Origin of the sequence: Bartonella sp. W8151, assembly GCF_016100385.1 — a bacterium.
GTDB classification, from domain to species: domain Bacteria; phylum Pseudomonadota; class Alphaproteobacteria; order Rhizobiales; family Rhizobiaceae; genus Bartonella; species Bartonella apis.
Genome location: NZ_JACFSO010000002.1, coordinates 43,921 through 68,735 on the forward strand (window position 1 = coordinate 43,921; position 24,815 = coordinate 68,735).

The 24,815-nt window shown below is 46.3% G+C and carries 21 protein-coding genes and 1 riboswitch; of the genes, 11 read left to right on the top strand and 10 right to left on the bottom strand.

The genetic code is table 11. From position 1 onward, the window contains the following. The first annotated feature begins 93 nt into the window (after positions 1-93). From H3V14_RS03325 to H3V14_RS03360, 8 genes are all read left to right on the top strand, one after another. The gene (locus H3V14_RS03325; protein WP_198226603.1) at positions 94-381 is read left to right on the top strand and encodes a DeoR/GlpR transcriptional regulator; all 288 of its coding nucleotides are present in this window, start codon (positions 94-96) and stop codon (positions 379-381) included. 102 nt (positions 382-483) lie between these two features. Continuing rightward, positions 484-1,545, top strand: coding sequence for a P1 family peptidase (locus tag H3V14_RS03330; protein ID WP_369522672.1), 1,062 nt, complete (start codon positions 484-486; stop codon positions 1,543-1,545). 410 nt (positions 1,546-1,955) lie between these two features. Further along, a complete protein-coding gene (locus H3V14_RS03335; RefSeq protein WP_198226605.1) occupies positions 1,956-3,857 on the top strand; it encodes a dipeptide ABC transporter ATP-binding protein in 1,902 nt (633 codons plus the stop codon). Continuing rightward, positions 3,854-5,386 carry a glutathione ABC transporter substrate-binding protein gene (locus H3V14_RS03340; RefSeq protein ID WP_198226607.1) on the top strand — a complete coding sequence of 511 codons (1,533 nt, stop codon included), beginning with the start codon at positions 3,854-3,856 and terminating at the stop codon, positions 5,384-5,386. The genes H3V14_RS03335 and H3V14_RS03340 overlap by 4 nt, the downstream gene beginning before the upstream one ends. A gap of 88 nt (positions 5,387-5,474) precedes the next feature. Continuing rightward, a complete protein-coding gene (locus H3V14_RS03345; RefSeq protein ID WP_198226609.1) occupies positions 5,475-7,004 on the top strand; it encodes a glutathione ABC transporter substrate-binding protein in 1,530 nt (509 codons plus the stop codon). Between the two features lie 117 nt (positions 7,005-7,121). After that, positions 7,122-8,042: a glutathione ABC transporter permease GsiC gene (gene gsiC / locus H3V14_RS03350; protein WP_198226611.1), complete on the top strand. Its 921-nt coding sequence runs from the start codon at positions 7,122-7,124 to the stop codon at positions 8,040-8,042. Beyond that, positions 8,039-8,926, top strand: coding sequence for an ABC transporter permease subunit (locus tag H3V14_RS03355; RefSeq protein WP_075869114.1), 888 nt, complete (start codon positions 8,039-8,041; stop codon positions 8,924-8,926). The genes gsiC and H3V14_RS03355 overlap by 4 nt, the downstream gene beginning before the upstream one ends. A 61-nt stretch (positions 8,927-8,987) precedes the next feature. Beyond that, positions 8,988-9,917, top strand: a complete 930-nt coding sequence (locus tag H3V14_RS03360) for an isoaspartyl peptidase/L-asparaginase family protein (RefSeq protein ID WP_198226613.1) — start codon at positions 8,988-8,990, stop codon at positions 9,915-9,917. Positions 9,918-10,233: 316 nt separating this feature from the next. On the opposite strand, the gene H3V14_RS03365 is transcribed toward H3V14_RS03360, so the two are convergent. From H3V14_RS03365 to H3V14_RS03375, 3 genes are all read right to left on the bottom strand, one after another. Beyond that, positions 10,234-11,055: a M55 family metallopeptidase gene (locus H3V14_RS03365; RefSeq protein WP_198226615.1), complete on the bottom strand. Its 822-nt coding sequence runs from the start codon at positions 11,053-11,055 to the stop codon at positions 10,234-10,236. A 259-nt stretch (positions 11,056-11,314) separates the two neighbouring features. Continuing rightward, positions 11,315-12,043 (bottom strand): CbtA family protein, encoded by a 729-nt coding sequence (locus tag H3V14_RS03370; RefSeq protein ID WP_198227125.1) that lies wholly within the window; start codon positions 12,041-12,043, stop codon positions 11,315-11,317. A gap of 9 nt (positions 12,044-12,052) precedes the next feature. Next, positions 12,053-12,274, bottom strand: a complete 222-nt coding sequence (locus H3V14_RS03375; protein ID WP_075915101.1) for a CbtB-domain containing protein — start codon at positions 12,272-12,274, stop codon at positions 12,053-12,055. A gap of 57 nt (positions 12,275-12,331) precedes the next feature. Next, a riboswitch (cobalamin riboswitch) is annotated at positions 12,332-12,402 on the bottom strand. Positions 12,403-12,538: 136 nt separating this feature from the next. Between H3V14_RS03375 and H3V14_RS03380 the strand changes: the two genes are divergently transcribed. From H3V14_RS03380 to H3V14_RS10800, 3 genes are all read left to right on the top strand, one after another. After that, a complete protein-coding gene (locus tag H3V14_RS03380) occupies positions 12,539-13,093 on the top strand; it encodes a histidine phosphatase family protein (RefSeq protein WP_198226617.1) in 555 nt (184 codons plus the stop codon). Between the two features lie 218 nt (positions 13,094-13,311). After that, a complete protein-coding gene (locus H3V14_RS10795; protein ID WP_246784974.1) occupies positions 13,312-13,698 on the top strand; it encodes a flavodoxin family protein in 387 nt (128 codons plus the stop codon). 31 nt (positions 13,699-13,729) lie between these two features. After that, positions 13,730-13,927: a hypothetical protein gene (locus H3V14_RS10800; RefSeq protein WP_246784976.1), complete on the top strand. Its 198-nt coding sequence runs from the start codon at positions 13,730-13,732 to the stop codon at positions 13,925-13,927. A gap of 391 nt (positions 13,928-14,318) precedes the next feature. On the opposite strand, the gene H3V14_RS03390 is transcribed toward H3V14_RS10800, so the two are convergent. The 7 genes from H3V14_RS03390 to msuE all read right to left on the bottom strand — a co-directional run bounded on the left by H3V14_RS03390 (position 14,319) and on the right by msuE (position 24,802). Then, complete coding sequence (locus H3V14_RS03390) at positions 14,319-18,170, bottom strand: SIR2 family protein (RefSeq protein ID WP_198226619.1); 3,852 nt, start codon at positions 18,168-18,170, stop codon at positions 14,319-14,321. A gap of 559 nt (positions 18,171-18,729) precedes the next feature. After that, entirely contained in the window at positions 18,730-19,680 is a 951-nt protein-coding gene (locus H3V14_RS03395) for a PLP-dependent cysteine synthase family protein (RefSeq protein ID WP_198226621.1), read from the bottom strand. A 15-nt stretch (positions 19,681-19,695) separates the two neighbouring features. Beyond that, positions 19,696-20,637: an ABC transporter substrate-binding protein gene (locus H3V14_RS03400; protein ID WP_198226623.1), complete on the bottom strand. Its 942-nt coding sequence runs from the start codon at positions 20,635-20,637 to the stop codon at positions 19,696-19,698. A 97-nt stretch (positions 20,638-20,734) separates the two neighbouring features. Then, positions 20,735-21,685: an ABC transporter substrate-binding protein gene (locus H3V14_RS03405; protein ID WP_198226625.1), complete on the bottom strand. Its 951-nt coding sequence runs from the start codon at positions 21,683-21,685 to the stop codon at positions 20,735-20,737. 49 nt (positions 21,686-21,734) lie between these two features. After that, positions 21,735-23,588 (bottom strand): amino acid ABC transporter permease/ATP-binding protein, encoded by a 1,854-nt coding sequence (locus H3V14_RS10950; RefSeq protein WP_075869099.1) that lies wholly within the window; start codon positions 23,586-23,588, stop codon positions 21,735-21,737. 12 nt (positions 23,589-23,600) lie between these two features. Next, a complete protein-coding gene (locus H3V14_RS03415; protein WP_075869098.1) occupies positions 23,601-24,173 on the bottom strand; it encodes a GNAT family N-acetyltransferase in 573 nt (190 codons plus the stop codon). A 14-nt stretch (positions 24,174-24,187) separates the two neighbouring features. After that, positions 24,188-24,802: an FMN reductase gene (gene msuE, locus H3V14_RS03420; RefSeq protein WP_075869097.1), complete on the bottom strand. Its 615-nt coding sequence runs from the start codon at positions 24,800-24,802 to the stop codon at positions 24,188-24,190. Positions 24,803-24,815: the final 13 nt, after the last annotated feature.

Genomic DNA, 24,815 nt, shown 5'->3' on the forward strand with positions numbered 1-24,815 from the left:
TGCCGAAATTTTGGGTGTCCATCCGCACCATGATGTGTTTCGTGAGCATTAGTTACAAGTGCGAACGAAGCCCGAATATCGGCCTGCTTGCGCTTGAATAAATCAAAATTTCATGCCCGTTTTGCAGTTTTAACCGTTGCTGTTGTCAGCAACAGTGCGGTTTCCGATTTTGACCTTTCGGCGACGGAAGTCGCCTGTGCAAAAACTGCTCATTCGAGAAAGTTAATCATTCTTGCCGATCATTCAAAATTTTCCAAGCCGGAGCCATCCGCGGTTGCACCTATGGAAGATATTGATTATCTCATAACTGATAAAAAGCCCGATATGATGTCGGATGAAAATTATAACAGTTTGGCGGCAAAGTTCTTGTGCGGCTCTTGATCCTTGTTGCCAAAACCGAATTGTTGTTTTGGCGTTCTTCGGGAACATTGTCGTTTCCGAAACCTTCACCAACAATGCAGGAAAGAGTTGGAAAGGTTACCCGTGTCACCTAAAAATGATTGTTCTAACCCTTTGCCGGAACATTATGTCACCCGTTACTATAAAAGCGGCCCGCTCAATGCGCTCACAGATGTTGCCGGTGTCAAAGTAGGCCATGTCACGATCAAGGAAGGGGACGCAACCCGCACCGGCGTCACAGCAATTGTGCCGCATTCCGACAATATTTTTCAAAACAAAATACCGGCGGGTTTCAGCGCATTTAACGGTTATGGAAAATTTGCGGGCTCCGTTCAGGTGGAAGAACTTGGCGAGCTTGAAACACCGATATTGCTCACCAATACACTTGCAACCGGTCGCGCGATTGAAGCACTGATCTATTACACTTTGCATGAAAAGGGCAATGAAAACGCAACATCAATCAATGCTGTTGTCGGTGAAACCAATGATTCACGGCTGAACAATATACGGGCTTTGCGCCCGAGCTTTGATGAAATGCTCGAAGCGTTAAAAATTGCCCAAACCGGCCGGTTTGAAGAAGGGGCAGTGGGTGCTGGTACCGGCACAGTGGCCTTCGGTCTTAAAGGCGGTATCGGCACGGCCTCGCGCCTCGTAAAAATGGACGACAAAACCTATACAATCGGTATCCTTGTGCAGTCGAATTTTGGCGGGCATCTTGGAATTCTCGAAAAGAGCGACATAAATCACCCCGTACCGAGTGCGGATAAAGACGGGTCGATTATGATGATTGTTGCAACCGATGCGCCCCTTTGCCCAAGACAATTGAAACGGCTTGCCAACCGGACATTCGGCGGGCTTGCCAAAAGCGGAGCAGCCTTGAGCAATGGCTCGGGCGATTTTGCACTTGCCTTTTCGACGGCAAAAGAACTTCGTCATAGGGAAGAAGAATCGCATTTGGTTGATGTTCCCCATATTGACGATCGCGCCCTTTCGCCCATGTTCGAGGCGGTCATAGAAGCAACCGAAGAAAGCATTTTACGGTCTTTATGGATGGCTGAAGATATGTCGGGCGTGAATGCCGCAACCATGAAACCTTCGCATTTTACCTCGCTTGCCACACTTATCAACAGTGCCGCAACAGACTGATTTTTAAAGGAAAACAGCAAGCCCCTAAGCAATTTACATGCCAGTTTCAAAAGTTTTTTAAAAAAACACTTGAACGACAAGTACGATTTAGGGAATAAAACCGGCTTTGACGGTTTTAAAAAAGGTAAAGCAGGAATGTGCCCGCAAAAGACATATTCGGCGGCATTTTTAATCGTGAGCGATCTTTTCTTGTGTCCTAAGGGTCAAGACAGCGAGATTCTGGTGAGTGTGTCATAGCAAGACAGTTTAAAGGCGCTGTCGATGACAACGGGTTGCTCTGTCCATGGTTTTGCCTAAAACAACCATAGTGAGTGGAAAGAATTTGAGAAAAAACCTTTCGTTGAAATTTGAGTACGTTAAAAAAGCGGGTGGAGTCAGCTTTTTCAAACGCGTTCCGGAAAGCGGTTGAAATGTCGGAAGAAAAGAGGTTGGTCAATTTGGATGCGCCGCTATTAAACGTAAAAGGCCTTGATGTCGATTTCAAAACCGAAGACGGTAATTTCCGTGCGGTGAAGTCGCTTGATTTTTCGGTCAATGCCGGTGAAACATTGGCAATAGTGGGCGAAAGCGGCTCCGGAAAATCGGTAACGTCGCTCTCTATTATGCGTCTTATCGAATTCGGCGGTGGTAAAATTTCTTCCGGCGAGGTGCTCTTCAACGACAAGAGTGCTGTGCGCGATCTTACAAAGCTCACGCAGTCGCAAATGAATAGCGTTCGCGGTAAAAATATTGCGATGATTTTTCAGGAACCTATGACATCGCTCAATCCTGTTTTCACTATAGGTGACCAGATTGGCGAGGCGATCCGCCTTCATCAGGGGGGCACGCACAAGGAAGTGCGTCAGGAAGCGCTTGCCATGCTTGAAAAAGTGCGTATTCCCGATGCCAAGGGGCTCCTCGATCGCCACCCGCACCAGCTTTCTGGCGGTATGCGTCAAAGGGTGATGATTGCGATGGCACTTGCCTGTCGCCCACAACTTCTTATTGCTGACGAACCGACAACCGCACTTGATGTGACAATTCAAGCGCAGATTTTGCGCCTTATCCGCATGTTACAGGACGAGCTTGGCATGGGCGTGGTCTTTATCACCCATGATATGGGCGTGGTTGCCGAGGTCGCCGACCGCGTGCTTGTGATGTGTCGTGGCGACAAGATCGAAGAAGGCACGTCGAACGAAATTTTCAAGCACCCGCAAGCACCTTATACTCAAGCCCTGCTTGCCGCAGTTCCCCAACTTGGCGCACTCGCCAATGAAAAATTGCCACGTCCTTTCGATATACGCGAGCCTGGTAAAGATGCGATTGAAGCACTGCCACAGGATACAGTAAAGCTTGATGATGTTGTGCTTGATGTCAAGAAACTCGTAACCCGTTACGATGTCAAAAAGAACTTTTTCGGCAAAGTGACAGGGCGGGTTCACGCCGCAGAGCAGGTGAGTTTTTCCATTAAAGCCGGTGAAACGCTGGCGCTTGTCGGAGAAAGCGGTTGCGGCAAATCCACAGTCGGGCGCACGATCATGCAATTGACCGAACCACGGAGCGGTGAAATCCTGCTTCACGGGCGCGACATTTTAAAAATGGATAATGCCGAACGCCACAAGATACGCCAGAACATCCAATATGTGTTTCAGGATCCGTTCGCCTCACTTGATCCGCGCTTGACTGTCGGCTTTTCCATTGCCGAACCTTTGTTGACGCACAAACTCGTTCCCTCAAACAAGGTTGACGAGCGTGTGCAGGAATTGTTGCAGGCGGTCGGACTGCCGCCACATGTGGCGCGCCGTTACCCGCATGAATTTTCAGGTGGCCAGCGCCAACGCCTTTGTATTGCCCGCGCGTTGGCCTGCGGGCCGGAACTCCTCATTGCCGACGAGGCAGTGGCAGCCCTTGATGTTTCCATTCAGGCGCAAATCGTCAATCTATTGATGGACTTGCAAAGAAAATTGGGTCTATCCTATCTTTTTATCAGCCATGATATGGCTGTGGTGGAGCGCATCAGTCATCGTGTGGCGGTGATGTATCTTGGCCAGATTGTCGAAATCGGTCCAAGGCAGGCAGTGTTCAATCATCCGCTTCACCCTTATACGCAGCGTCTGCTTGCCGCCGTACCGATAGCCGATCCGGCGCGCCGTTTTATCAAGCGCCCGCTCATTGAAGGGGAAGTGCCAAGCCCTGTACGGGTACCGGGTAATGAACCTTTGGTCGAGCCGCTCGTTGAAATGGAGCCGGAACATTTTGTTGCCTGTCATCCGGTGGGCATTTTTGAACGCGTTGAACAATCGGGTCTATTGTTTGAAGGAGAGGGAAAATGAAGCTTGTTAAACGATATTTTGCAGCCGGACTGGTTTCGGTATTGGCAGCAATGCCGGTTTGGGCAGAAGCCAAACCGTTGGCTGTCGGTGTCGAATTCAACCTCACCAAACTTGACCCCACCAATATCAATGACACATTGACAATGACATCGCTGCGCACAGTCTATCAGGGGCTGTTGGGTTTCGACAAGGATTACAAGATTATTCCGCTTCTGGCCGAACGTTATGAAGCTTCCAGTGATGCCAAGGAATTTACCTTTTATCTCAGAAAAGGCGTCAAGTTCCATGATGGCACGGATTTTAACGCCGAGGCAGTGAAATTCAATCTTGACCGTTTGGCCAATCCTGAAAACAAATTGTCGCGGCGGGTGTTGATCTCGATGCTCGACCATGTCGACATTGTTGATGATTATACAGTCAAAATTTATCTCAAAGAGCCTTATGGGGCGCTGCCATCTTCGCTTGCCCACCCCGGCACAATGATGATTTCTCCGGCCGCGATCAAGAAATATGGTAAGGATATCGACCGTCATCCTGTCGGAACCGGACCGTTCAAATTCAAAAGCTGGAGCGGCGATATTTTCGAGGTGACAAAAAACGAGAATTATTGGGGCAAAGTTGCCGATGTCGATGGCGTTCTCATCCGCTCGGTTCCCGAAAGTGGCGCCCGTTTTGCCATGCTTCAGGCCGGTGAATTGCAATTTGTTCCCGATTTTCCTTCCGAACTTGTTGAGGTTGCCAAAAAGATACCGACACTTGACGTAACAACAGCCCCGTCGATCTATGAATTCTATACGTCGATGAATGTCATGAAAAAACCTTTTGATGACATAAGGGTTCGCAAAGCCCTGAACTATGCCGTCAATAAGGAAGCTTTCTGCAAGGTTGTCCTGAACGGTTATTGTGAACCGGCAACATCGTCGATTCCGCCGCTATTACGCTTTTATACCAATGTCGGACAATATGAATATAACCCCGAAAAAGCCAAACAATTGCTGGCCGAGGCGGGCTATGCAAACGGTTTTGAAACAGAGGTTTTTTCAAGAAACAGCACGGCTGTTATTCGTGCCATGCAGTTTTTGCAACAGGAACTTGCCAAGGTCAATGTCAAGGTTACGGTAACCCCGCTTGAAGCCGGTGTTGAGGCTGACCGTGTCTGGGGGGCCGAGACACCTGAAAAATCCGACGTGCAATTGCTTTATAGCGGCTGGTCGGCTTCAACGGGTGATGCCGATTATGGCCTGCGTCCGCTTTTTGCCAGCGAAAGCTTTCCGCCCAATCTCTATAACACCTCTTATTATAAAAATGAAAAGGTCGATCAGGCTCTCGCTGAAGGGGTAAAGACGGCTGATGATACAAAACGGGCGGAAGCTTATAAAATTGTCCAGCAAACGGTGTTTGAAGATGCACCGTGGATTTTTATGGGTGAAAAGCAGAATATTTCTGTAAAAACCAAGAAATTGTCAGGCGTTTATATGTTGCCGGATGGCGGTTTCTCGGTTGATGGCGCCAAATTTACCGGTGAATGACAATAAGGGTGGCAGCCTTGCTGCCACTTTTTGAAAACTTTTATCAACAAACCGATAAATCTCGACAAACCAACGAAATGGATGATTGATGTTGAATTTGAAACGATTGCTTGCTGCGGGGCTTATCTCTACCACCATGTTGATGCCGGCTCTGTCAGAAGCCAAAACGTTGACGGTTGCCGTTCCTGTCAATCTGACAAAACTCGACCCAACCAATATCAATGATACATTGACCATGACTTCGCTCAGGACGATTTATGAAGGCCTGTTGGGTTTTGACAAAAATTTGAAAATTGTACCGCTTCTGGCCGAACGTTATGAAGCCTCGGAAGACGCCAAAGAATTTACCTTCTATTTGCGCAAAGGCGTGAAGTTCCATGACGGGACAGACTTTAACGCAGAAGCTGTAAAAATCAATCTTGAACGGCTCGCAAATCCTGAAAACAAATTGTCGCGTCGCGTTCTTGTCTCCATGCTCGATCATGTGGAAGTCGTGGATGATTATACCGTCAAGGTAATCCTCAAAGAACCCTATGGGGCTTTTCCATCTTCCATGGCGCATACCGGAACCATGATGATTTCTCCGGCGGCGATAGAAAAATATGGTCGCGATATTGACCGCCACCCCGTTGGCACCGGCCCGTTTATTTTCAAGAACCGTTCAAGTGACACGCTTGAAGTCATAAAAAACGACCATTACTGGAATGGCACTGTCGGCGTTGATGGTGTCACCATCCGTTCGGTACCGGAAAATGGCGCCCGTTTTGCCATGTTACAGGCACAAGAAGTGCAATTTGTTCCCGATTTTCCGCCGGAACTTTTTGCTGTTGCACAAAAAATGCCCAATCTGGTTGTGACGAAAGAACCGTCTATTGCGGAATATTATGTGGCAATCAACACAATGAAAAAGCCGTTTGACGACGTGCGTGTGCGTCAGGCAATGAATTATGCGGTTGATAAAAATGCCTTCTGCAAAGTCGTGATGAACGGTTTTTGTGAACCGGCCACATCACCTATTCCGCCACTCCTGAAATATTACACCAATGTCGGAGAGTATGAATATAATATCGAAAAAGCCAAACAGCTTTTGACAGAAGCCGGTTACCCGAATGGTTTCAATACCGAAATTTTCGGCAAAAACAGCACGATGGTCATTCGTGGTTTGCAGTTTTTGCAACAGCAACTGGCTGCGGTGAATATCAAGGTCAATGTTACACCGCTTGAAGCCGGTGTCGAGGCTGACCGCGTCTGGGGGGCAAGAACACCTGAAGAATCGACGGTGCAAATGCAGTTTGGCGGTTGGTCGGCATCAACCGCCGATGCCGATTACGGAATGCGCCCGCTTTTTTCGAGCGAAAGCTTCCCGCCCAATCTCTTCAATGTTGCCTATTATAAAAATGCCGAGGTCGACCAAGATCTTGCCGATGCGGTCAAAACGGCAGATGACACAAAACGCGCCGAACTTTACGGCAGAGCGCAAAAGATCATCTTTCAGGATGCACCATGGATATTCCTTGGACAGAAAGACGTGCTTTCCGGCAAAACAAAGAACCTTGAAGGCGTTTACGCGTTGCCGGATGGCGGTTTTCTTTTGAAAGATGCAAAGTTTGCCGATTGAAACGGTGTTTTTTGAATTGAACCCGTGGTTATCCATTAGAACACGGGTTTTTAAACTGGATAATAACGGAGAATAGGCGCGTGTTCGCGCCGTTCACTCTAAAGTTCGGGATTTTCGATGTTTGCTTTTATTATCAAACGCCTGCTTTCCATCATACCGGTGATTTTTGTTATATCACTCATTGTATTCGGTTTTGTGCGGCTTTTGCCGGGTGATCCTGCCCGCCTTGCGGCCGGTGTTGATGCCGATGCCGAAACGGTGGAAGCCATGCGCTCGCAACTTGGTCTTGATCGGCCGGTATGGGCGCAATATGTGACCTTTGTGGAAAACGCTGTTCATGGTGATTTTGGCGAATCCTTGAAAACCCGCAAACCCGTTTCCTCGGAAATTGGCGAACGTTTTATGCCAACTGTCTGGCTCACCGTTTTTTCGATGATCTGGTCAACCATATTGGGGCTCTTAATCGGTGTTTTTTCGGCGGTCAAAAGAGGGCGTTGGCAGGATTATACCGGTATGGTTGTGGCGGTTTCCGGCATTTCATTTCCGGTTTTCTGGCTTGGCCTTCTCTTAATCAATCTCTTTTCTGTGCGGCTTGGCCTTCTTCCAACCGGCGGTTATGGAACAGCACTTCATTTTATCATGCCGTCATTTACACTCGGCGTCGGGGTTGCTGCCGTGATGGCGCGCTTTTCGCGTTCGGCCTTTATCGAAATATCACGTGAGGATTATATCCGCACTGCGCGCGCCAAAGGGGTTCCCGAACGTCTGGTGACATGGAAACACACATTGCGCAATGCGCTTATTCCGGTCATCACCATGGTGGGTCTTCAATTCGGCTTTTTGCTTGGTGGTTCGATCGTTGTCGAAACAGTGTTTTCGTGGCCAGGGCTTGGAAGACTGTTGATCGATTCTGTCTCCTATCGCGACTATCCGGTTCTTCAGGCGCTGATATTGCTCTTTTCACTGGAGTTCATCCTTATCAATCTTCTGGTTGATGTTCTCTATGCTTTTGTTAATCCGGAGATCCGTTACTCATGAGTGCGAACACTTCATCCGATACACTTGTTGCCGAGGCAACGCGCAAGCCCTTCGGCGAATTTTTGCGTCGTTTCGCGCGCCAGAAAGCCGCGATTGTGGCACTTGTTTTTCTGCTTTTGTTGATCGGCTCGGCTATTTTCGCTCCCTTATTCATGACGCTTGATCCCAATAGTGCCGATTATAATGCCATTTTGCAGGGGTCATCTGCTGCCCACTGGGCGGGAACCGATGAATATGGCCGCGATATATTTACCCGCATCATTTATGGCGGACGAATCTCTCTGGCTGTCGGTTTTCTGTCGGTTACACTTGGCGGTCTTATCGGTGTGTTTCTGGGAATTCTCGCAGGCTTTTATGGCGGCTTTCTCGACTCGCTCATTATGCGCATTTCCGATGTGCTGTTTGCTTTTCCCGGCATTTTGCTTGCCATTGCCGTTATCGCCATTCTGGGACCGGGAATTGATAATGTGATTTATGCGGTTGCAGTGTTTTCCGTACCGGTTTTTGCCCGCCTTTCGCGCGGTACCACGCTTTCGATGAAAAAGGCTGTTTATATTGATGCGGCGCGTGCCATCGGTGTTTCCGATCATATGATCGTATTGCGCCATTTGCTGCCCGGAACCTTGCCCAATGTGATTGTTTATTTTTCCATGCGTATTGGCACGTCTATTCTGACTGCCGCAAGCCTTTCTTTTATCGGCCTTGGGGCACAACCACCAAGCTCCGAATGGGGGGCAATGCTTGCCGCAGGACGCAGCTATATGGGCGTTGCCGACCACCTCACCCTTTATCCGGGTATTGCAATTTTCGTTACGGTTTTGGCCTTCAATGTTTTCGGCGATGGCTTGCGTGACGCGCTAGATCCAAAAATCGACGTCAATTGACCGGCGTCGAAATGCTATTTTTTAAAAATAGTCTGAAATGGTTTTTTGAAAGGACTTTGAAATGTCGTCTTCTGTAAAACCGGTTATCGCCATTCATGGTGGCGCCGGCACAATGCGCTCGAAAGATATGACGGAAGAAAAAGAAAAAGCCTATCGTCATGGGCTGACTTTGGCACTCGAGGCAGGGCGCGCTGTGCTGAAGGCGAATGGCTCGGCCATTGACGCGGTCACCGCTTCCGTTATGGCACTGGAAGATGATCCGCTTTTCAATGCCGGTCGTGGTGCTGTTTATACCACCAAACGTACACAGGAAATGGATGCCGCCATTATGGATGGGCGCGACAGGAATGCCGGTGCCGTTGCCGGAATTTTCGGGCCGCGTCATCCGGTTCTTGCAGCCCGCGCTGTTATGGAAAAAACCGAACATGTTTTTCTTGCAGGTGAAGGGGCCAATGAATTTTGCCGCGAGATCGGGCTCGAGATAAAACCGGCCGAATGGTTTTATACCGAACGGCGCATGAAAGCGCTTGAACAGGAAATGGAGCGGCGCCGGAGTGGTGGGGAAGAAAATGATCCCTCACGTCGCCACGGCACAGTCGGCGCTGTTGCCTGTGACGTTTTCGGCCATGTGGCTGCGGCAACCTCCACCGGCGGAATGACTGCCAAGTTCCCCGGCCGTGTCGGCGATAGTCCGGTTATCGGTGCCGGTACATGGGCAGATGACAAAACCTGTGCAGTTTCGGCAACCGGACACGGCGAATATTTCATCCGCTATGCCGCAGCACACGAAATCGACGCCCGCATCCGCTGGGGAAAAGAAACACTTGAAGAAGCCGCGCAATCGGTTGTCAAAGATCTCGCAAAAATTGGCGGCGAGGGCGGGCTTATCGCCGTTAATACCAAGGGCGAAGTGTGCCTGCCTTTCAATAGCGAGGGAATGTATCGCGCATGGATGGGGCAGGATGGTGAAATCCATACCGGCATTTATTGATTTTCCGGCAATCGGTGATCGTTCGTTAAGTTTGTTAAGTGAAGGGGAAACTGTTTCCCTTTGCTTATCATCTCTGCTTTGAAGTTGGTTTCAGAAGTTTATTTCAATATTGGTTTGTAAGCTTTCTTTTCCGGAACATTTTTAAGCCGGAAAAATCATAAGGCTGCTTTTGTATAGTATGCCAAGATCAATGCCGAAATTTGAAGCGTCAAAATCGAAAAGCCAGTCATGGTTGACTATTGAAAGCCGGTTATCCCAAAAAGCAAAAGCGGGCTAAAGCCCGCTTTCATGTTTCAAAAAAAGTTTAAGTCTTATCTCACATGACTGAAGCGGCAAGTGCAGAAACAGCGCTCATCCAGCCGATTGCATCACGAACCGAATTGCAGTCAAAGCCGATTGTCACCGCATCGATACGCTTGGCAGGAGGTAGATGTGCGGCCTGATCGGCAAGGGCCGGCCAAAGAACCTCGAATTTCACCATAAAAGGTGGGCGAACAATAAAGGGTTTCATTTCATGCTTGTTTTTGACAGCTTCGAAGGCGGCCGCTTTTATTTTTTCGCACGATTTTGTGGGCGAAAGAGAACGCGCAGCACGATTGGCATAAGCATGTTTGACTGTTGCAAATCTCGCTTTGGGGAAAAATTCCCTGTTTTGTTCTTCAAGGCAATTGTCGCCGGTTAAAAGCCCGACAGGGATACCAAGTTCACCCGCATAGGCGCCATAAATGCCGGGTTCTCCCAATCGTTTGTCACCAAGATAGACAGCACGGAAAGCGCGGCTGTTGGTGGTGTGGGCGAGCACACCTTCAAGACTTGCACCGGCGTGGTGGCCAACAAGAAAAACCATGTCGAAACCGCCATCGGCAAGCCCGCAAGCCATATTTTGCGGTTTCGGTTTTCCCTGAATAAGCTCGGCATCGGGATGGAGGAGTTCGGGAACGAGATTGACCATTGCACCGTGGGAATCGTTCACAACAACCTCTTTTGCACCGGCTTCAAATGCACCGGTAACAGCAGCATTGACTTCGTTGGTCATCAGGCGGCGCGCCCGCTCATATTCGGCATTGCCGGATGAACATTGCTGAGGGATAACAACGCCGGCCACCCCCTCAATATCGGCTGAAATGTAAATTTTCATAAAATTCTCATTGTCCTGTTTTTTTAAAATCCGCGACCGGTCGAAAGCCGCGCCAAAACAAACAGAAGGTTAAAACCTTCTGTTATGAAGACAAAGAGTATGACAGAAACTGAATTGGTGATGCAAGGAGTAGAAGCGGAAACTTGGACAAATACCCTGTCTAAGGCAAAAAGTTCATTGTCGAAGACAAAAGTAACTTGTCGAAGACAAAAAGTTTTTCGTGAAAATTTCCGCTTTGACTATTCCTTGCGTTCCCCCGCTAAAGTTTTTTCATATGTCTTTCGGCGAGATAACCGAAACCGACGCCGAGTATCAGCCACAATATGGCTTGAATACCGAAAGTCGCAATGCGGAAATGCCACAAAACATCAGCCGAAAAGTCGGCTGGAACTTCGTTGACAACCGGCATAATGAAATAGACTAAGCCCATGAATACGGCATAGCCGATCATGGCAATAATCGCCGCATTAAGCCCGCCGAATTTGGCTTTAAGCCGGTTTGCCGCAACATAAACCAGAACCATGGCAAGAAGTGACACCAGAATAAGCGCAAAATAGTCTTCGGTCCGGGAAACAATTGTTTCGGGTTCGCCGACCGCTGGCGGGTTGGATGGATATTTCAACTGTGGCACCAGTACCACCGAAATAAAGGCGGAAGCCGAAATGACGAGACTTGTGGCCATGATGTTCAGTTTCCCTAAACGGCCGAAGGCATAGCTGCAAAAACAGGAAAAAAGCCCGCCTGCACCGGCACCAAAAACCACAAGTGCAGTCAAAAGGCCAAAACCGGCCTGTGTTTTTCTGCTGACAACTTCTTCTTCAGCTCCATGGGAATGACCGCTTTGTGCTTCCTCTGCCGCTTCATGGGATTCTTCAAAAGCAATGGCACGATCAACATAAGGCTCGCCGTAAAGGCGGGCAAATCCGAACGCAATAAGACCGGCAACGAGGCCGACAAGCATGCCCCGATATAGGAGTGAACCCATTATTCTATCTCCTCAGTGACATGGAAAACCGAGAAGATGGCGCCCATCATGAACGAATTCATGAATGGTGGTGCCGCTGAAAAGCGACAATGCACCTTGCTCTGTGGTGATGAAATAAAGGGCTATGAGACAAATAAGACCGCCAAATATAGCCCATGGCAAAATGGCTTTGACCGGAATAGTTTTTGCCGGAACAAATATGGTTTGCGGCGCATGCGCCGTTTTAATAGACATGAAACCTCCTTCAGGATAACGCGTCCTTGAGTTTAAGGGAAAAGCATCCAAATCGAAGTTCTGGCTTCTGTCCCATGATTGGTAGACAGTCACAGTGGCGCGACCGCCCCGGATTGACACCGGGTTCCACGAAGTTGAATGTGAGGCTCACCATAGGCTCAAGCAAAATCCCTGTCAAATTCTGTTTGAAACTACTAGATTACTGTCTGTGACAATTTAGAAATTGATCGTGTTTGGAAAAAACAAAAAAGATCGGGAAGCGAAATGGCGGAAATTATTATGATGACTCATGGCATGACACGCGCCGAACAGCGTGGCATTTTTCCCGGTAATGAAAGTCTTGATAGCGATGTTCTTTTGCCCGAAAAATTTTCGGTTCAAAAGGGCATGAATATTGTTTGCGCCAATCTTACCTCATCTATTCGCACGGTCGAATTATTGGGACTTGATTTCAAAATAGATTTCTCAATTCCTGTTATCGATTACGGGCATTGGCACGCGAAAGCCTTGAAAGAACTCGCAAATGAAGAGGAAGACGAGCTTGAGCAATGGCTGAGTGACCCTTATTCAGCTCCGCATGGTGGAACCTCTTTCAAAACCCTTTATGACAAGACGGCAGACTGGTTTGAACACGTGAATTATGCCGAACCGACATTGATTGTCGCTGACGCCAATTTTTTGCGAATGGTTATGCTTGATGTGTTGAAAGCACCGCTTGCATCTTTGTTCAAAATTGATATTGCTCCGCTTACATCTATAAAGTTTGTGAAACGTCACGATCATTCAAAAATTTCATTGTTTCCATCAAATATGGAATGATTGACAGATCAATTCCGATTGCTCGGTTTGTGCAGCCTGAGCGGGAAAACAGATTGTTCATAGAGACCCATTTGCGCCGGCGATTTTGCTTGTGTCGTTCTCCAGATTTTTCCTGTTTATGCAGCCGTCACTTTCATTATTCATGAATATCAGTCATGTCTTTAATAAAAAGATTCATGAAATCAGAACGATAAAATATTGTTAAAAGTGGATTTTCGATGACTGGAAGACAGCGTTTTTCTTTCCCGATCAGTCGCGAGTTTTTAGAGGTTTTGGCGAAGATGAAAATAGCAATTGTGTATCATAGTGGCTTCGGGCACACGGAAAAATTGGCGCATTATGTCGAAGATGGAGCGAAAGAAGTACAAAATGCCGAAACGTTTTTGATCGGGCTTGATGAAAAACCGGTCGATTGGACCTTGCTTGAAAAAGCCGATGCCATTATTTTCGGCTCGCCCACCTATAATGGTACGGTGAGTGCACGTTTCAAACAATCATGGAAGATTCAACCGGTTCGGCTTTTGTTGAACAGAAATGGCGAAACAAGATTGCAGCAGGTCTTACCAATTCGGGAGCCGAACATGGCGACAAGCTCAACAGTTTGATGACAATGAGCCTTTTGCCGCCCAACATGCGATGATATGGGTCAATCTCGGTTTGCTTTCCGGTAAAACACGCAATGATCTTAATGGTATCGGAAGCTGGCTCGGCGCTATGGCGCAGTCTGATAATGCGTCACCCGATGTCACACGAAAAATAGAAGATTTAAACACAGCCAAATATCTCGGACATCATGTGGCAGAAATTACCAAACAATTTCGTAACGGCAAGTAAACAGTTCATTGTATAGACGTGCTTGAAACCACGCGAAAAGCTTGACACTTTTTAAACCAGCTTACTCGTGCTTTCGGCTGGCATTTGTTTGTTCAAACTTGACGGGCAGGCGTTTCAGTTTAAAAAGCCAATGCGCGTTTGAGCTGGCAAACGGGTCTAGCAGGAAAATGTGTGGCTTAAAATGCCAATTCATATTTCAAACTTTCTGCCGTTTGATCAATCGTTCTGATCTCTGACCAGAGCGAAGCGGTAATTATTCGCTTTTCTTCGACTTGTACAATCAAGCCCAGCGAAATAAACGGCAAGACGAAAAATTGTGCTGGATTAAGCTCTGTTTTCAACAAACCGAAGCTTTAAAAACATTCCTCCGATCACTCATGGCTTGCAAAGGTTAGATGGAATAACGTCGTTTTAATTCTATGTAACGAGCATCCCTTTTAAGGCTGCTATCGGCATCGACCATATTTTTCAGAATTTTATCTATTCTATAAGGCTGTGGACTAGTGTTATCTGGCAAAACGGTAAATAGTAATTCCAATAATTCTTTCGGGTAATCCTGAATTATTTTGTTGTTGGGATCCATTATGGTTGGCGTATAAAAATCGACAGAGTAAGAGTTATTTATTTTACTCAACCTATTGACGACAAGTTTCGATAACTTAGGAAACTGCTCGCCACTTTCTAGCGATAATTTACAAAAGTTAGCGGCGACTTTAGCCGACCAGGCTTTCATTTGCTTTGGCCAGATTGAAAAAAGCTCAGGTAAACGTGATTTCCATTCATCGGAGGAATTGTCAATATTTGGGCCTCTAATCCAGCTCCCAACTTGTTTCAAAATTTCAGTTCGTAATTCATCTCCGGATTGTAGTAATAATTCATGAAATTCCTCATCTTTAATATACCTTTCTGCTGTAAAATCATCCGTATTACTCCATAATACCAGAATAATCTCGGCAAAATGAGCAATATATTTTAAATAAAAATACGGACGAGTTTTGTTAATTGTGAGCAGATCATCTTTAATATTTTTAAATATATCCAAGCATGGAAGCACGTGACCTTCTAAAAAACCCGACCATGCAGCGTCGCGGGCAATAGAGTTGCTGCTATGGAAAATTGGTAGCAAATATTTTTTGGTCCAATCCTTATCGGTTTGAAAAAACCAATTAATTTCCCAGAATAACATAACCAGAACATATTGGCGGGAGATATCTGGTAGCTTCAACAGAGATTCGATCAAGGCAAAGCATTCTTTGTGAAAAGCTTTATCACCAAGGTTCTGTTTAAAAACTTCGGTTAAAAGTAGCCACGTTATCATTCCTGCAGGCGCATTGATTGCTTCTGTAAACTTGTCAATACTTTGATTGATCTTTGGTTTGCCTTTATCAGGCTGCACTTGCAATATTTCCACGAGTTTTCTCGCAAGACGAAAAAAAACGGGTAGACAATTTTTTTCGAGTTTAGCGGCATTATCATAGAGCCAATAACCAACAGATTTAATAATTATAGCGATCTGTTCATCCGGATAATTAAGAAGACGATTGGCAATTAAAAGCTTGAAGCGGTTTTGATCGGCTTTGCGAGCTTTTGAATAAAAGAATGTTTGCCATGCTCCTTCCCGAAAAATTCTTTTTTTGGCTTCGAAGCATAATGCAGAAAAAGCACGTACCGGTTTATCTTTTACCAATCCCTCGAATGGCCTATTAACAATGAGAAAATCATCCGGACTTTGTTGAATTCTTTCTGCTTCAGGCAACAGCTTTGAAAGTGGAATGTGCAATAAAGCAGCATAATCCGTATTGATGTGGGGAAATCCGCTAGCTACGAATTGACCCGAATTACGGGCTTGTTTTTCAGTCCATTCAGGCACAATGCAACGCAGTTTTTGAACTTTTTTCCGAGTCGCTGCCGTTAATTCGCATCCCTCATCTATCAAGCGCTGCAAACGATTTAAGCTTCGCCTAGCCCAACGTTGTTTTCGGTTGAGGTGATCTTTCCCAGTAACATGAGGAGTATTTTCAAGTAACCTTGTTTCAATCATAGAGCGGGTGAAACTATCCATTTTTACCCAGCGTTTTGTCAAAATCGACAACAAGTCGTCTTTATATTGGCAATTCTTAAATGTTTCGTCTGAAAGTGACATGATAAACTGGACGAATTCATCGTCGGCAACGATTTCCGGCTTTCCCGCTGCCCATATTCTTAAATGGGCAAAGGCCATATCGTCATCTCGCGGCCAGGATAAGAATTCAAATTTTGCAGCAGAAAGATCAATCTTACATAATTGGTCAAAAAGTTCTGAAAAATATATAATCATGCGAGAAAGATCAGATATATATATAATCATACCGTAAGGACGATGTGTTCCTTCAATGCCATTATGTTCTTTGTTGTAAATGATCGGTTGGAGAGAAAAGTGACCATATCTGCCGATTTCCTTCTCGAACGAGATTGCAATTTCCAAATTTCTCCGGAGTGCCTTCAGTGACGCATAACACCACTTATCAGGAATATTGAATGGTTGATCGAAATGCGGATATATAATGTTAACCTGTGCGAGTTGGTTGATATTTTCCCTGTTAATCTTGAGCTTTTGTGGGATCGTTTGCCGGTATCTAAAAGGCCTGACGGAAAGATAAGGCTGTGTTAGTTTTTCAAATTGTTCTACAACTGTCGCATTCCAATCCCTATCTTTTTTAAGAAGAAACAATTGATCACTGGTAAAATAGGCTCGATTTTTCCACACATCTATTAGTATTTTCCATCGCCGACGAATAAGGGGATGGATAGGTTGCGAATAATTTAGTAATTTGTCTGAAATTATACTTATAACGAAACGGTTGAGCGACGACTGTCGAGCAGCCCAACATAAAGCAGGTGGCTGATCAAGGACTTTCGTTAACCATATTGCTAGTTGCGCGAGACGACCGATTGGCCGCAAAGCAATATCTTTGAGCGTAGCGATATTCATTTCATCTACAGACGCTTGATCACGTTGATTAATATAAAAAGCATCCCATGCGTTCGAAGGAATTCCCCGCTCTAGGTTGTAGCCCCTAGGGTCGAAGGGCATGGGCAACCTATCTGAATCAAGACCATATAGAGAAAACGGATCAATTAAATCCTCATCCGAGGAGAATGGATGAGATCGATAAGGTGCCGCATAGCGCCAAAACTCATCAAAGACATAAAGCCATTCAGCCGAAGGAACCGGTTTTGCTTCTGCAAATTTTTTTGCTCCCTCGCTTGATGAAACAATATGTGCAATTTGTCCGCGTTCAAAAGGTTGGAGTGCGCGAGGGTTGCTCGCAAATTTTTTTATGACCTGTTCATACCACTTGTCGGGATTGCGCGCTCTTTGTGCCCAGGCTTCAAGCGTTTTCCATAAAATATTATAACCGCCTGCAGGAAAACAAATCGGCATAACTCCTTTGTCTTTCCAGCGATTGATGACATCTTCTCCATCATTCGACTGGAAAGCATAAATTTTATTATGCGTTGCCTTCATTTTGAATAAAGCTTCAAGCAAATATTGCACCGGCGGGTCGTCAGCACTGTAGCCGACAAAGACGATTGTGTAATTATCGAGAAGTTGACGAATGAACTGGGTTGCCCAACCTTCGGCAAGATAAGCTTTCCCGAACTGGGATGTAGAAAGAATAAATCCGTCGCCTTCCGCAGCTTTATAATCTTTTGTTGCTAGGCCGTGGAGATAAACAATTCCATCCATCTCGTCGACGCGTGAAGGATCAGGCAAGTTCGGCGGCTGCCAGATTTTGGGCTTTTTCCGGCATTGTTCAAATAGGCGGTCAAAATTCGTCGTAACCAACCTGACTTTCCCATCTACACCGGTTGCGAGATCCAATAAAATTTGATGCGCTTCCAAGTAATTAGGCTTTTTGGGAGAATATTGTTTTTCGGGATCCAGTGCTGAAGCAACAGCCTCTTCAATATCTTTTTGAAAAAAATCTCTCTCCAACAGGCCAAAAATATAGTCAGCCGATACAGATCCACCGACAACATTATTTTTTTCTTTTCCATCGTGCTGGTGGATTAACTGATAGGCCGCACTGTCTTTCTCGGCTTCAAGATATTCAGCCACTTTATTTGCAAGGCCAAAAAAATCGGGCAAGCCTGCATATGCCCTTGATACGCCGGCACCACAAAAAAAGACCACTTTGCCTTCATCTCTCTCCCACAATAATTCATCGGGAATAGATGGTCCGTCGGCAAAGAATCGCAAAGCAAGGTCTCCATTTTGTTTTTTTATATATTACTATAGACACCTTAAAGTCGTAAAGGAAAACGGAATTTCCTTAAAGTAGTAGTTTGTTTTTTACTCTTTTAAAGGGGGTATGGAGACATGAGCTACTAAAGCCAAGAAGCGCAAAACAAAATAGCGGTGACGCATTTCAGCTTATGTTTTTAAACTTTTAATATTCAACTTCGGCAAGCTTGCATGTGCGCCCTGATGATGAGTACTTAAAAACACCCGTCAATTTTGCGAAAAAATTTCCCCCGAAATTTTACAAAAAAATTTAAATACATGGCAATAATACCTTGAAAAGGCCGATCTTCGTTGAGTTGAAGAAGGGAGGAAGCTGTTCAGCGTCATTCATACCAGCGACATTCATAAAAACCGGCAATCCAACCCCTTTTTCCGACTTAGGACCATATGTTTTCGACTTTAGAAAAATGTGGTGAACAAATAAAATGGGGCGGGGAAGAAAAGTTGAGGTCGCTAAAATGTTCTTAAAAAAATTGCGGGCAGAAGCTCATCTGCCCGCAAATATGCAATTGTTTTAATTCCTTGTTGCAGCGCTCAAATAACGTTCGCCACTATCAGGGAAAATTGCCACAATCATTTTGCCTTTATTTTCTTCCCGTTCGGCAAGGCGGGTTGCTGTCCATAAAATGGCAGCGGCCGAAACACCGGGGAATATTCCCTCTGTGGTTAAGAGATCACGCTGAACATTGAGTGCATCTGCAGTGTCGAGTGAAAAAATTTCATCAACCACTTCTGCCGCATAGTTCTTTGGTAGAGACTCTGGGGGTACTTCACTTACCTTGTGCACCCCGTCAATTTCATCAGGATAGGGATTTTCTTCACTTGGAAGCGAGGTTTCTGCCGGTTCTGCAATAACAACTTTGATTTTGGGATTTTTCGATTTCAAATATTTTCCGGTTCCCGAAACTGTTCCGCCTGTTCCCATTGCACACACCAGGATATCCACCTGACCATCTGTATCTTCCCAGATTTCAGGACCGGTCGAGACAATATGAACCTTCGGATTATCGGGATTGGCCAATTGGTCGATAAAAAAGGCGTCCGGATTTTCCGAAACGATGCGGGCAGCCATTTTTTCCAATGCTTCCGGATCCATGAAAAAAGCATTTTCAACCGCAACCACTTCCGCACCATAAAGCTTGAGAAGTTTTATTTTGTCGGTGCTGATATTATCACTTACATAGAATTTGGTTGCATAGCCTTTGGCTGCCGCCACAGCGGCAAGAGCAATGCCTGTATTGCCGCTTGTAACGTCGACAATGGTATCGCCCTTTTTCAGCTTGCCGGATTTTTCTGCTTCATTAATCATATTCAAAGCGGCACGGTCTTTTATACTGCCTGCCGGATTGAGATATTCCAGTTTGGCAATAATACGCGATTTCAAATGATGTTTTTTACCGTAATGATGAAGCTCGACAAGCGGGGTCTTGCCGATGAGTTCGGTGATATTATGATGAATTTTCATGGGGATAATTCTCCGCTATTCTTCTGCCATGCCTTCGGGATTGGTTTCTGAAACGTTGAGTGCCTCATCTTCCAGATGCCATCTGGCGAAGATTTTTCCGTAAGCGCCCGACTTTATAAGTCCGTTGATGGCAATAGTTACCGGTTCTGCAAGGCCACTTGATTTTCTGGTCACAACCGAAACATCCGACCGATTTGGCCAACCGGCAATAAGGGTTCCGACTTTGCGCAAATTATTGTCACGCAATGCCATATAAACGAGTTGCGCATGCGGGCCCACAATCACATCTGCCCGCCCTGACTGGAGAGCAAGAAGTTTTGCTGCACTATCGTCATAGTCCTGAAGCTCGATTGGTTTAAGTTTTTCACGGATAACGATTTCATTCCAGTGTAACATGATACGTTCCTGATTGGTGCCGCCACCAACGATAACCCGATATCCGGCGAGATCTTCAGGCTTTTCAATTTTTTTAATCGGGCTATCGCTTTTTACATAAAAGCCGTGAATGCCTTGACGGTAAGTCGAGAAATCGAACTTTTTCTTGCGCGCTTCGGTGACACCGATATTTGCAAGAACGGCGTCATATTTCCCCGATGACAGGCCAAGTGACCAATCAATCCACGGGATGGGAACGAGCTCGAGTTGTTTTCCCAAACTTTCAGCTATTGCCGAAGCAAAGTCCGCTTCCGAACCGATGGGCGTTATTGCGTCACTTGCATAAAATGATAGAGGCGGGTCACTCGGGGCAACAGCAATGGTCAGTTTGTCTTGATTGACGAAATGATAATCTTTCGGAATTGCTTTGATTGCATCGTCGTTTTTTTCGACGTGAATACGCCCCTTCTGTTCGGCAGAAGTGTCAAAAAAAGGCTTCTGGTCAAGCGCTGAAGCGTTGAGCACCGTTTCGGCGAGGAAGACGATGAAAAATAACGGAACGAAAATTTTACTCTTCTTCATGGGAGGCCTCACGGTTAGGATGAAAACTTTATCTCTTTTGACCAGAGTTCGACTTGCGCCGAACTCTCTTTGGCCGGACTTTCATTTTGCCTAGCTTTTATTTGGCTTGCGGTTTCGGCAAACCGGGAGGATTGATTTGCGATTGCGAAATGCCTTCTTCCCAGAGGTTCCAACGTTTCAGGATTTTTTCATAGGTACCGTCGGCGATAAGGTCGTTGATGCAATCTGCAACCGGTTTGGTAAGTGCGCTGTTTTTAGGTAGACCGACGGCGATATCGGCGGTTAATGGCCAGCCACCATTGATAGTACCGACGAGCCTTGTTTTACCGGTTGTGGCAGCTACGAGTGATTGCATGGCGTTGACACTGAAAATGGCATCGGCGCGGTTGCTGTCGAGAGCCAGTGTTTGTAGGGCACGGTCGTCATAATATTGTACTTCAACCGGTTTTAAGCCGGCTTTCACATTTTGATCGTTCCATTGCAAGAGCAGTTTTTCCTGATTTGTACCGGCATCGGTAATTACCCGCGAACCGGCAATATCTTTTGCTTCCTTGACTTCTTTTATGGGGCTCGATTTCTTGACATAGATGCCGATGACGTCGTGGCGGTAGGTAGCAAAATCGAATTTTTCTTTGCGCTCTTCGGTCACTGTCAGATTGGCAATAACACCATCATATTTGCCGCTTGATAGACCCAAAGGCCAATCGGCCCAATTGATATTGATGATTTCGAGTTTTTTGCCCATACGTTCAGCGATGGCTGAAATAATATCGGCATCCGATCCTATCCATGTTTTTGCGTCGCTTGCATAGTCATGCAAGGGAAGGCTGCTGTTTGTGCTGAATGCGATTGTCAATGTATCCTTTTTCACAAAAGGCACATTGGCAACTTCATTGGCGCGTTCCTGACTAAAAGTCGTATGCGGGCGACCGGTCTGTTCCACGGATAGATCAAGTGGCACAGTTTCCGACCAAGAAGCTTGCGAAAATGTCAAACTGGCCACAATAAGTATGGCTCTGACGCCGAAATTATTACCGAATAAACTCATAAAAAACCTCATGATATTTGGCAAATTGCCGATTTTTCAAATTGTCGTATTATTTCAAAACCTTGTTTAAAAAGGCTTTTGTTCTTGCCTGTTTTGTGTGGTTGAAGACCTCGTCGGGTGTTCCGATTTCGTTTATTTTTCCATGTTCCATGAAAACAATTGTATCTGCGACATCACGGGCAAAGCCAATTTCATGAGTGACAACAATGAGCGTCGAACCGGAGCGAGCCAATTCTTTGATAACATCGAGAACCTCTCCGACAAGCTCGGGATCAAGCGCAGATGTCGGTTCATCAAAAAGCAGAACTTTAGGGCGAAGCGCCAATGCACGGGCAATGGCGACACGTTGCTGTTGCCCACCTGAAAGCTGCCGCGGATAGACACCGGCTTTGTCTTTCAAGCCTACCCGTTCCAGAAGATCGAGCGCTTCCTGAACAGCGATTTTATAGGGAGTGTGTTTGACTTGTGTCGGCGCCTCAATAATGTTTTCAAGAACAGTCAAATGCGGAAACAAATTGAAATTCTGGAACACCATGGCGATCTCTGCGCGCTGTTTCAGAATATCTTTTTCTTTCAGTTCATAAAGCGTATTTTGTTCTCTGCGATAGCCGATCAATTCGCCATCAACATCGATAAAACCGCTATCAACACGTTCAAGGTGATTGATCGTTCTAAGGAGTGTGGATTTGCCCGAGCCTGAGGGCCCCAGAATAACAGTTACACTCCCTGCCGGCACGCTAAGACTGACATTGTCCAACACTTTGTTGGAGCCGAAATATTTCGACACATTGTGAACATTGACTTCTGCACCTTCACCCGAATAAAGATTGCCGAAAGCAGTATGCTGGCACTCGTCAAGCGAGGGAGCTTCGCCCTCTGCCAAGTCTTCAATTTGATCGCTTAACGTCAATTTGTCTTTCGCTGCCGACGGGGTTTTGAAAAACGGAAAATGACGGGCAAGGTTACCGAGACTACGTTCAATCCGTGAAAAAGCAAGTTCTGACGGATTGCGCACGGCACCTTTGGCGTAAATGCTTTCAATATAATATTGAACAATTGAAAGCACGGTCATAATGACAAGGTACCAGACGGTTGCAACCATCAAAAGCGGTATGACTTCGAGATTGCGCCGATAGATAACCTGAACAGTGTAAAACAATTCCGGCAAAGCCAAAACATAAACCATAGAGGTTCCTTTGGCCAAACCGATAATTTCGTTAAAGCCGGTCGGCAAAATCGTGCGCATGGCTTGCGGCAATACAATGCGCAAGACTTGGCGTTTTTTTGATAAGCCGAGGGAAGCGGCGGCTTCGTGCTGTCCGTTATCGACCGACAAAATGCCGCCGCGAACGATTTCAGCAAAAAATGCCGACTGGTTAAGCGTCAATCCGATGAAAGCGGCAAGAAAAGGCGTCAATAGTGACACCATCGGGTAATTGACGAGTACTTCACCATTCAACGGATTGGTAAGGCGGACGCTTTCGTAAAGATAACCCAGATTGTTGAGAATAAGCAAAAGCACGATGAGCGGAATAGAACGCAACAACCAGATATAGCTCCATGATAGGCCGGAAAGCAGTGGCGATTTTGAAACACGTGCCAGTGCTAGACAGGTTCCGAGTATCGAGCCGGATATCGTCGCAAGAATGGTCAGCAAAATCGTCCGCCCGAGACCGGCAAGAACCGGTTCGGATAAAAACCATGTCGCGAAAACAGACCAGCCCCATTTTTCATTCGTGAAAACCGAATATAGAATGGCCCCGATAACGAGAACAGAAAACACCGTACCCAGCATTCGCAACGGATAACGTGCGGGAACAACCTTGCAATCCGAATATTGCTTTTCTTCAAAGTTGAAATTGGCAGATAGATCGGGGGTGTGAATATCTGTTGTTGATGACATGGTTACTCCTTTTCAAAGGCTTTTTGGCGACAATGCGCTTTGCGCTTTGACAGGCGAAAATGAACGAAGCCGGTTATCGCGTTCGTTGTTGTTTTCGGGGTGTTTATTGCTAATGTCTTTTTCAAACGGCAAATGCCGGTAGGCTTCCCAATCGCCATTCAAATCGAACAGATTGGTATAGCCGTTTTTCAAATAGAGATTGACAGCTTCCGGCTGGCGGAAACCCGTGGTGAGATAAAGTCGGCGATAGCCTTGCCGGCGCGCTTGCAATTCAAGTTGTTCGAGAATAAGCGCGGCAAGCCCTTGGCGGCGATAACCGTTATCAATCCAGATACGCTTGAGTTCGGCAGTCGTTTCATCGTAAAATTTGAAAGCACCGCCACCGATTGTCTCTTCTCCGTCAATCAAGAGAAGGAAATTTCCCCTTGGCGGAGCAAAATCTTCGGGCGGATAACGATCAAGCTCGGCTTTTGCACCTTCTTCATCATAAAAATTGCCGTAACGGCTGTCATATTCTTCTATCAGGGCGGCGCGCAGCCGCGCTGCTCGCGGATCCTTAAGGCTGGTAAAGATAAATTGTTTCATTTTCTTTTCCCCCCTCAGGAATTGGCCGCAAGGGGAAGAACATCGTTATTTTCCCTTGCCAGTTGAATGGTTGTTTTTTGACTAGCACTATCGGCTGGTTGTTTTTTGATGAAGGGCGTGAATTGGTTGACGGCTTTTTCAATACGGGCAATAAGATCCTGCGAGCGGATTTCATTATCCGGCCCGAAATCACGTGCTGAGGCATAAATTGCTGTCGGCAGACTATGAGCCATGAAGAAACCGAAAAGCGGACGCAATTGATGTTCAACCATCAACGCATGACGGTCGCCGCCACCGGTTGCAGAAAGCAGTACAGGTTTTCCATAAAGTCTTTCAGGCTCGATAAGATCGATGAAATGTTTGAACAATCCCGGATAACTGCCTTTATAGACGGGACTGCCGATAACAAGTGCGTCTGCCAATGTCAGTTCTTCGATAATTTGCTGGCCTTTCGGCTCAAGCTTATCGGCGCGTTGGGCAAGACCGAGTGTGTTTCCGACATCAAGAAGGTCGTATGTTACAACCTCTGTGCCGAATTTTTTAGCAACTTCTTTGCCAATATAATTGACAAGAGCGGTGGTTTTTGATGGCCGGTTGAAACTGCCGGAAAAAACAATCACTTTACCCATTTTCTTATCCTTC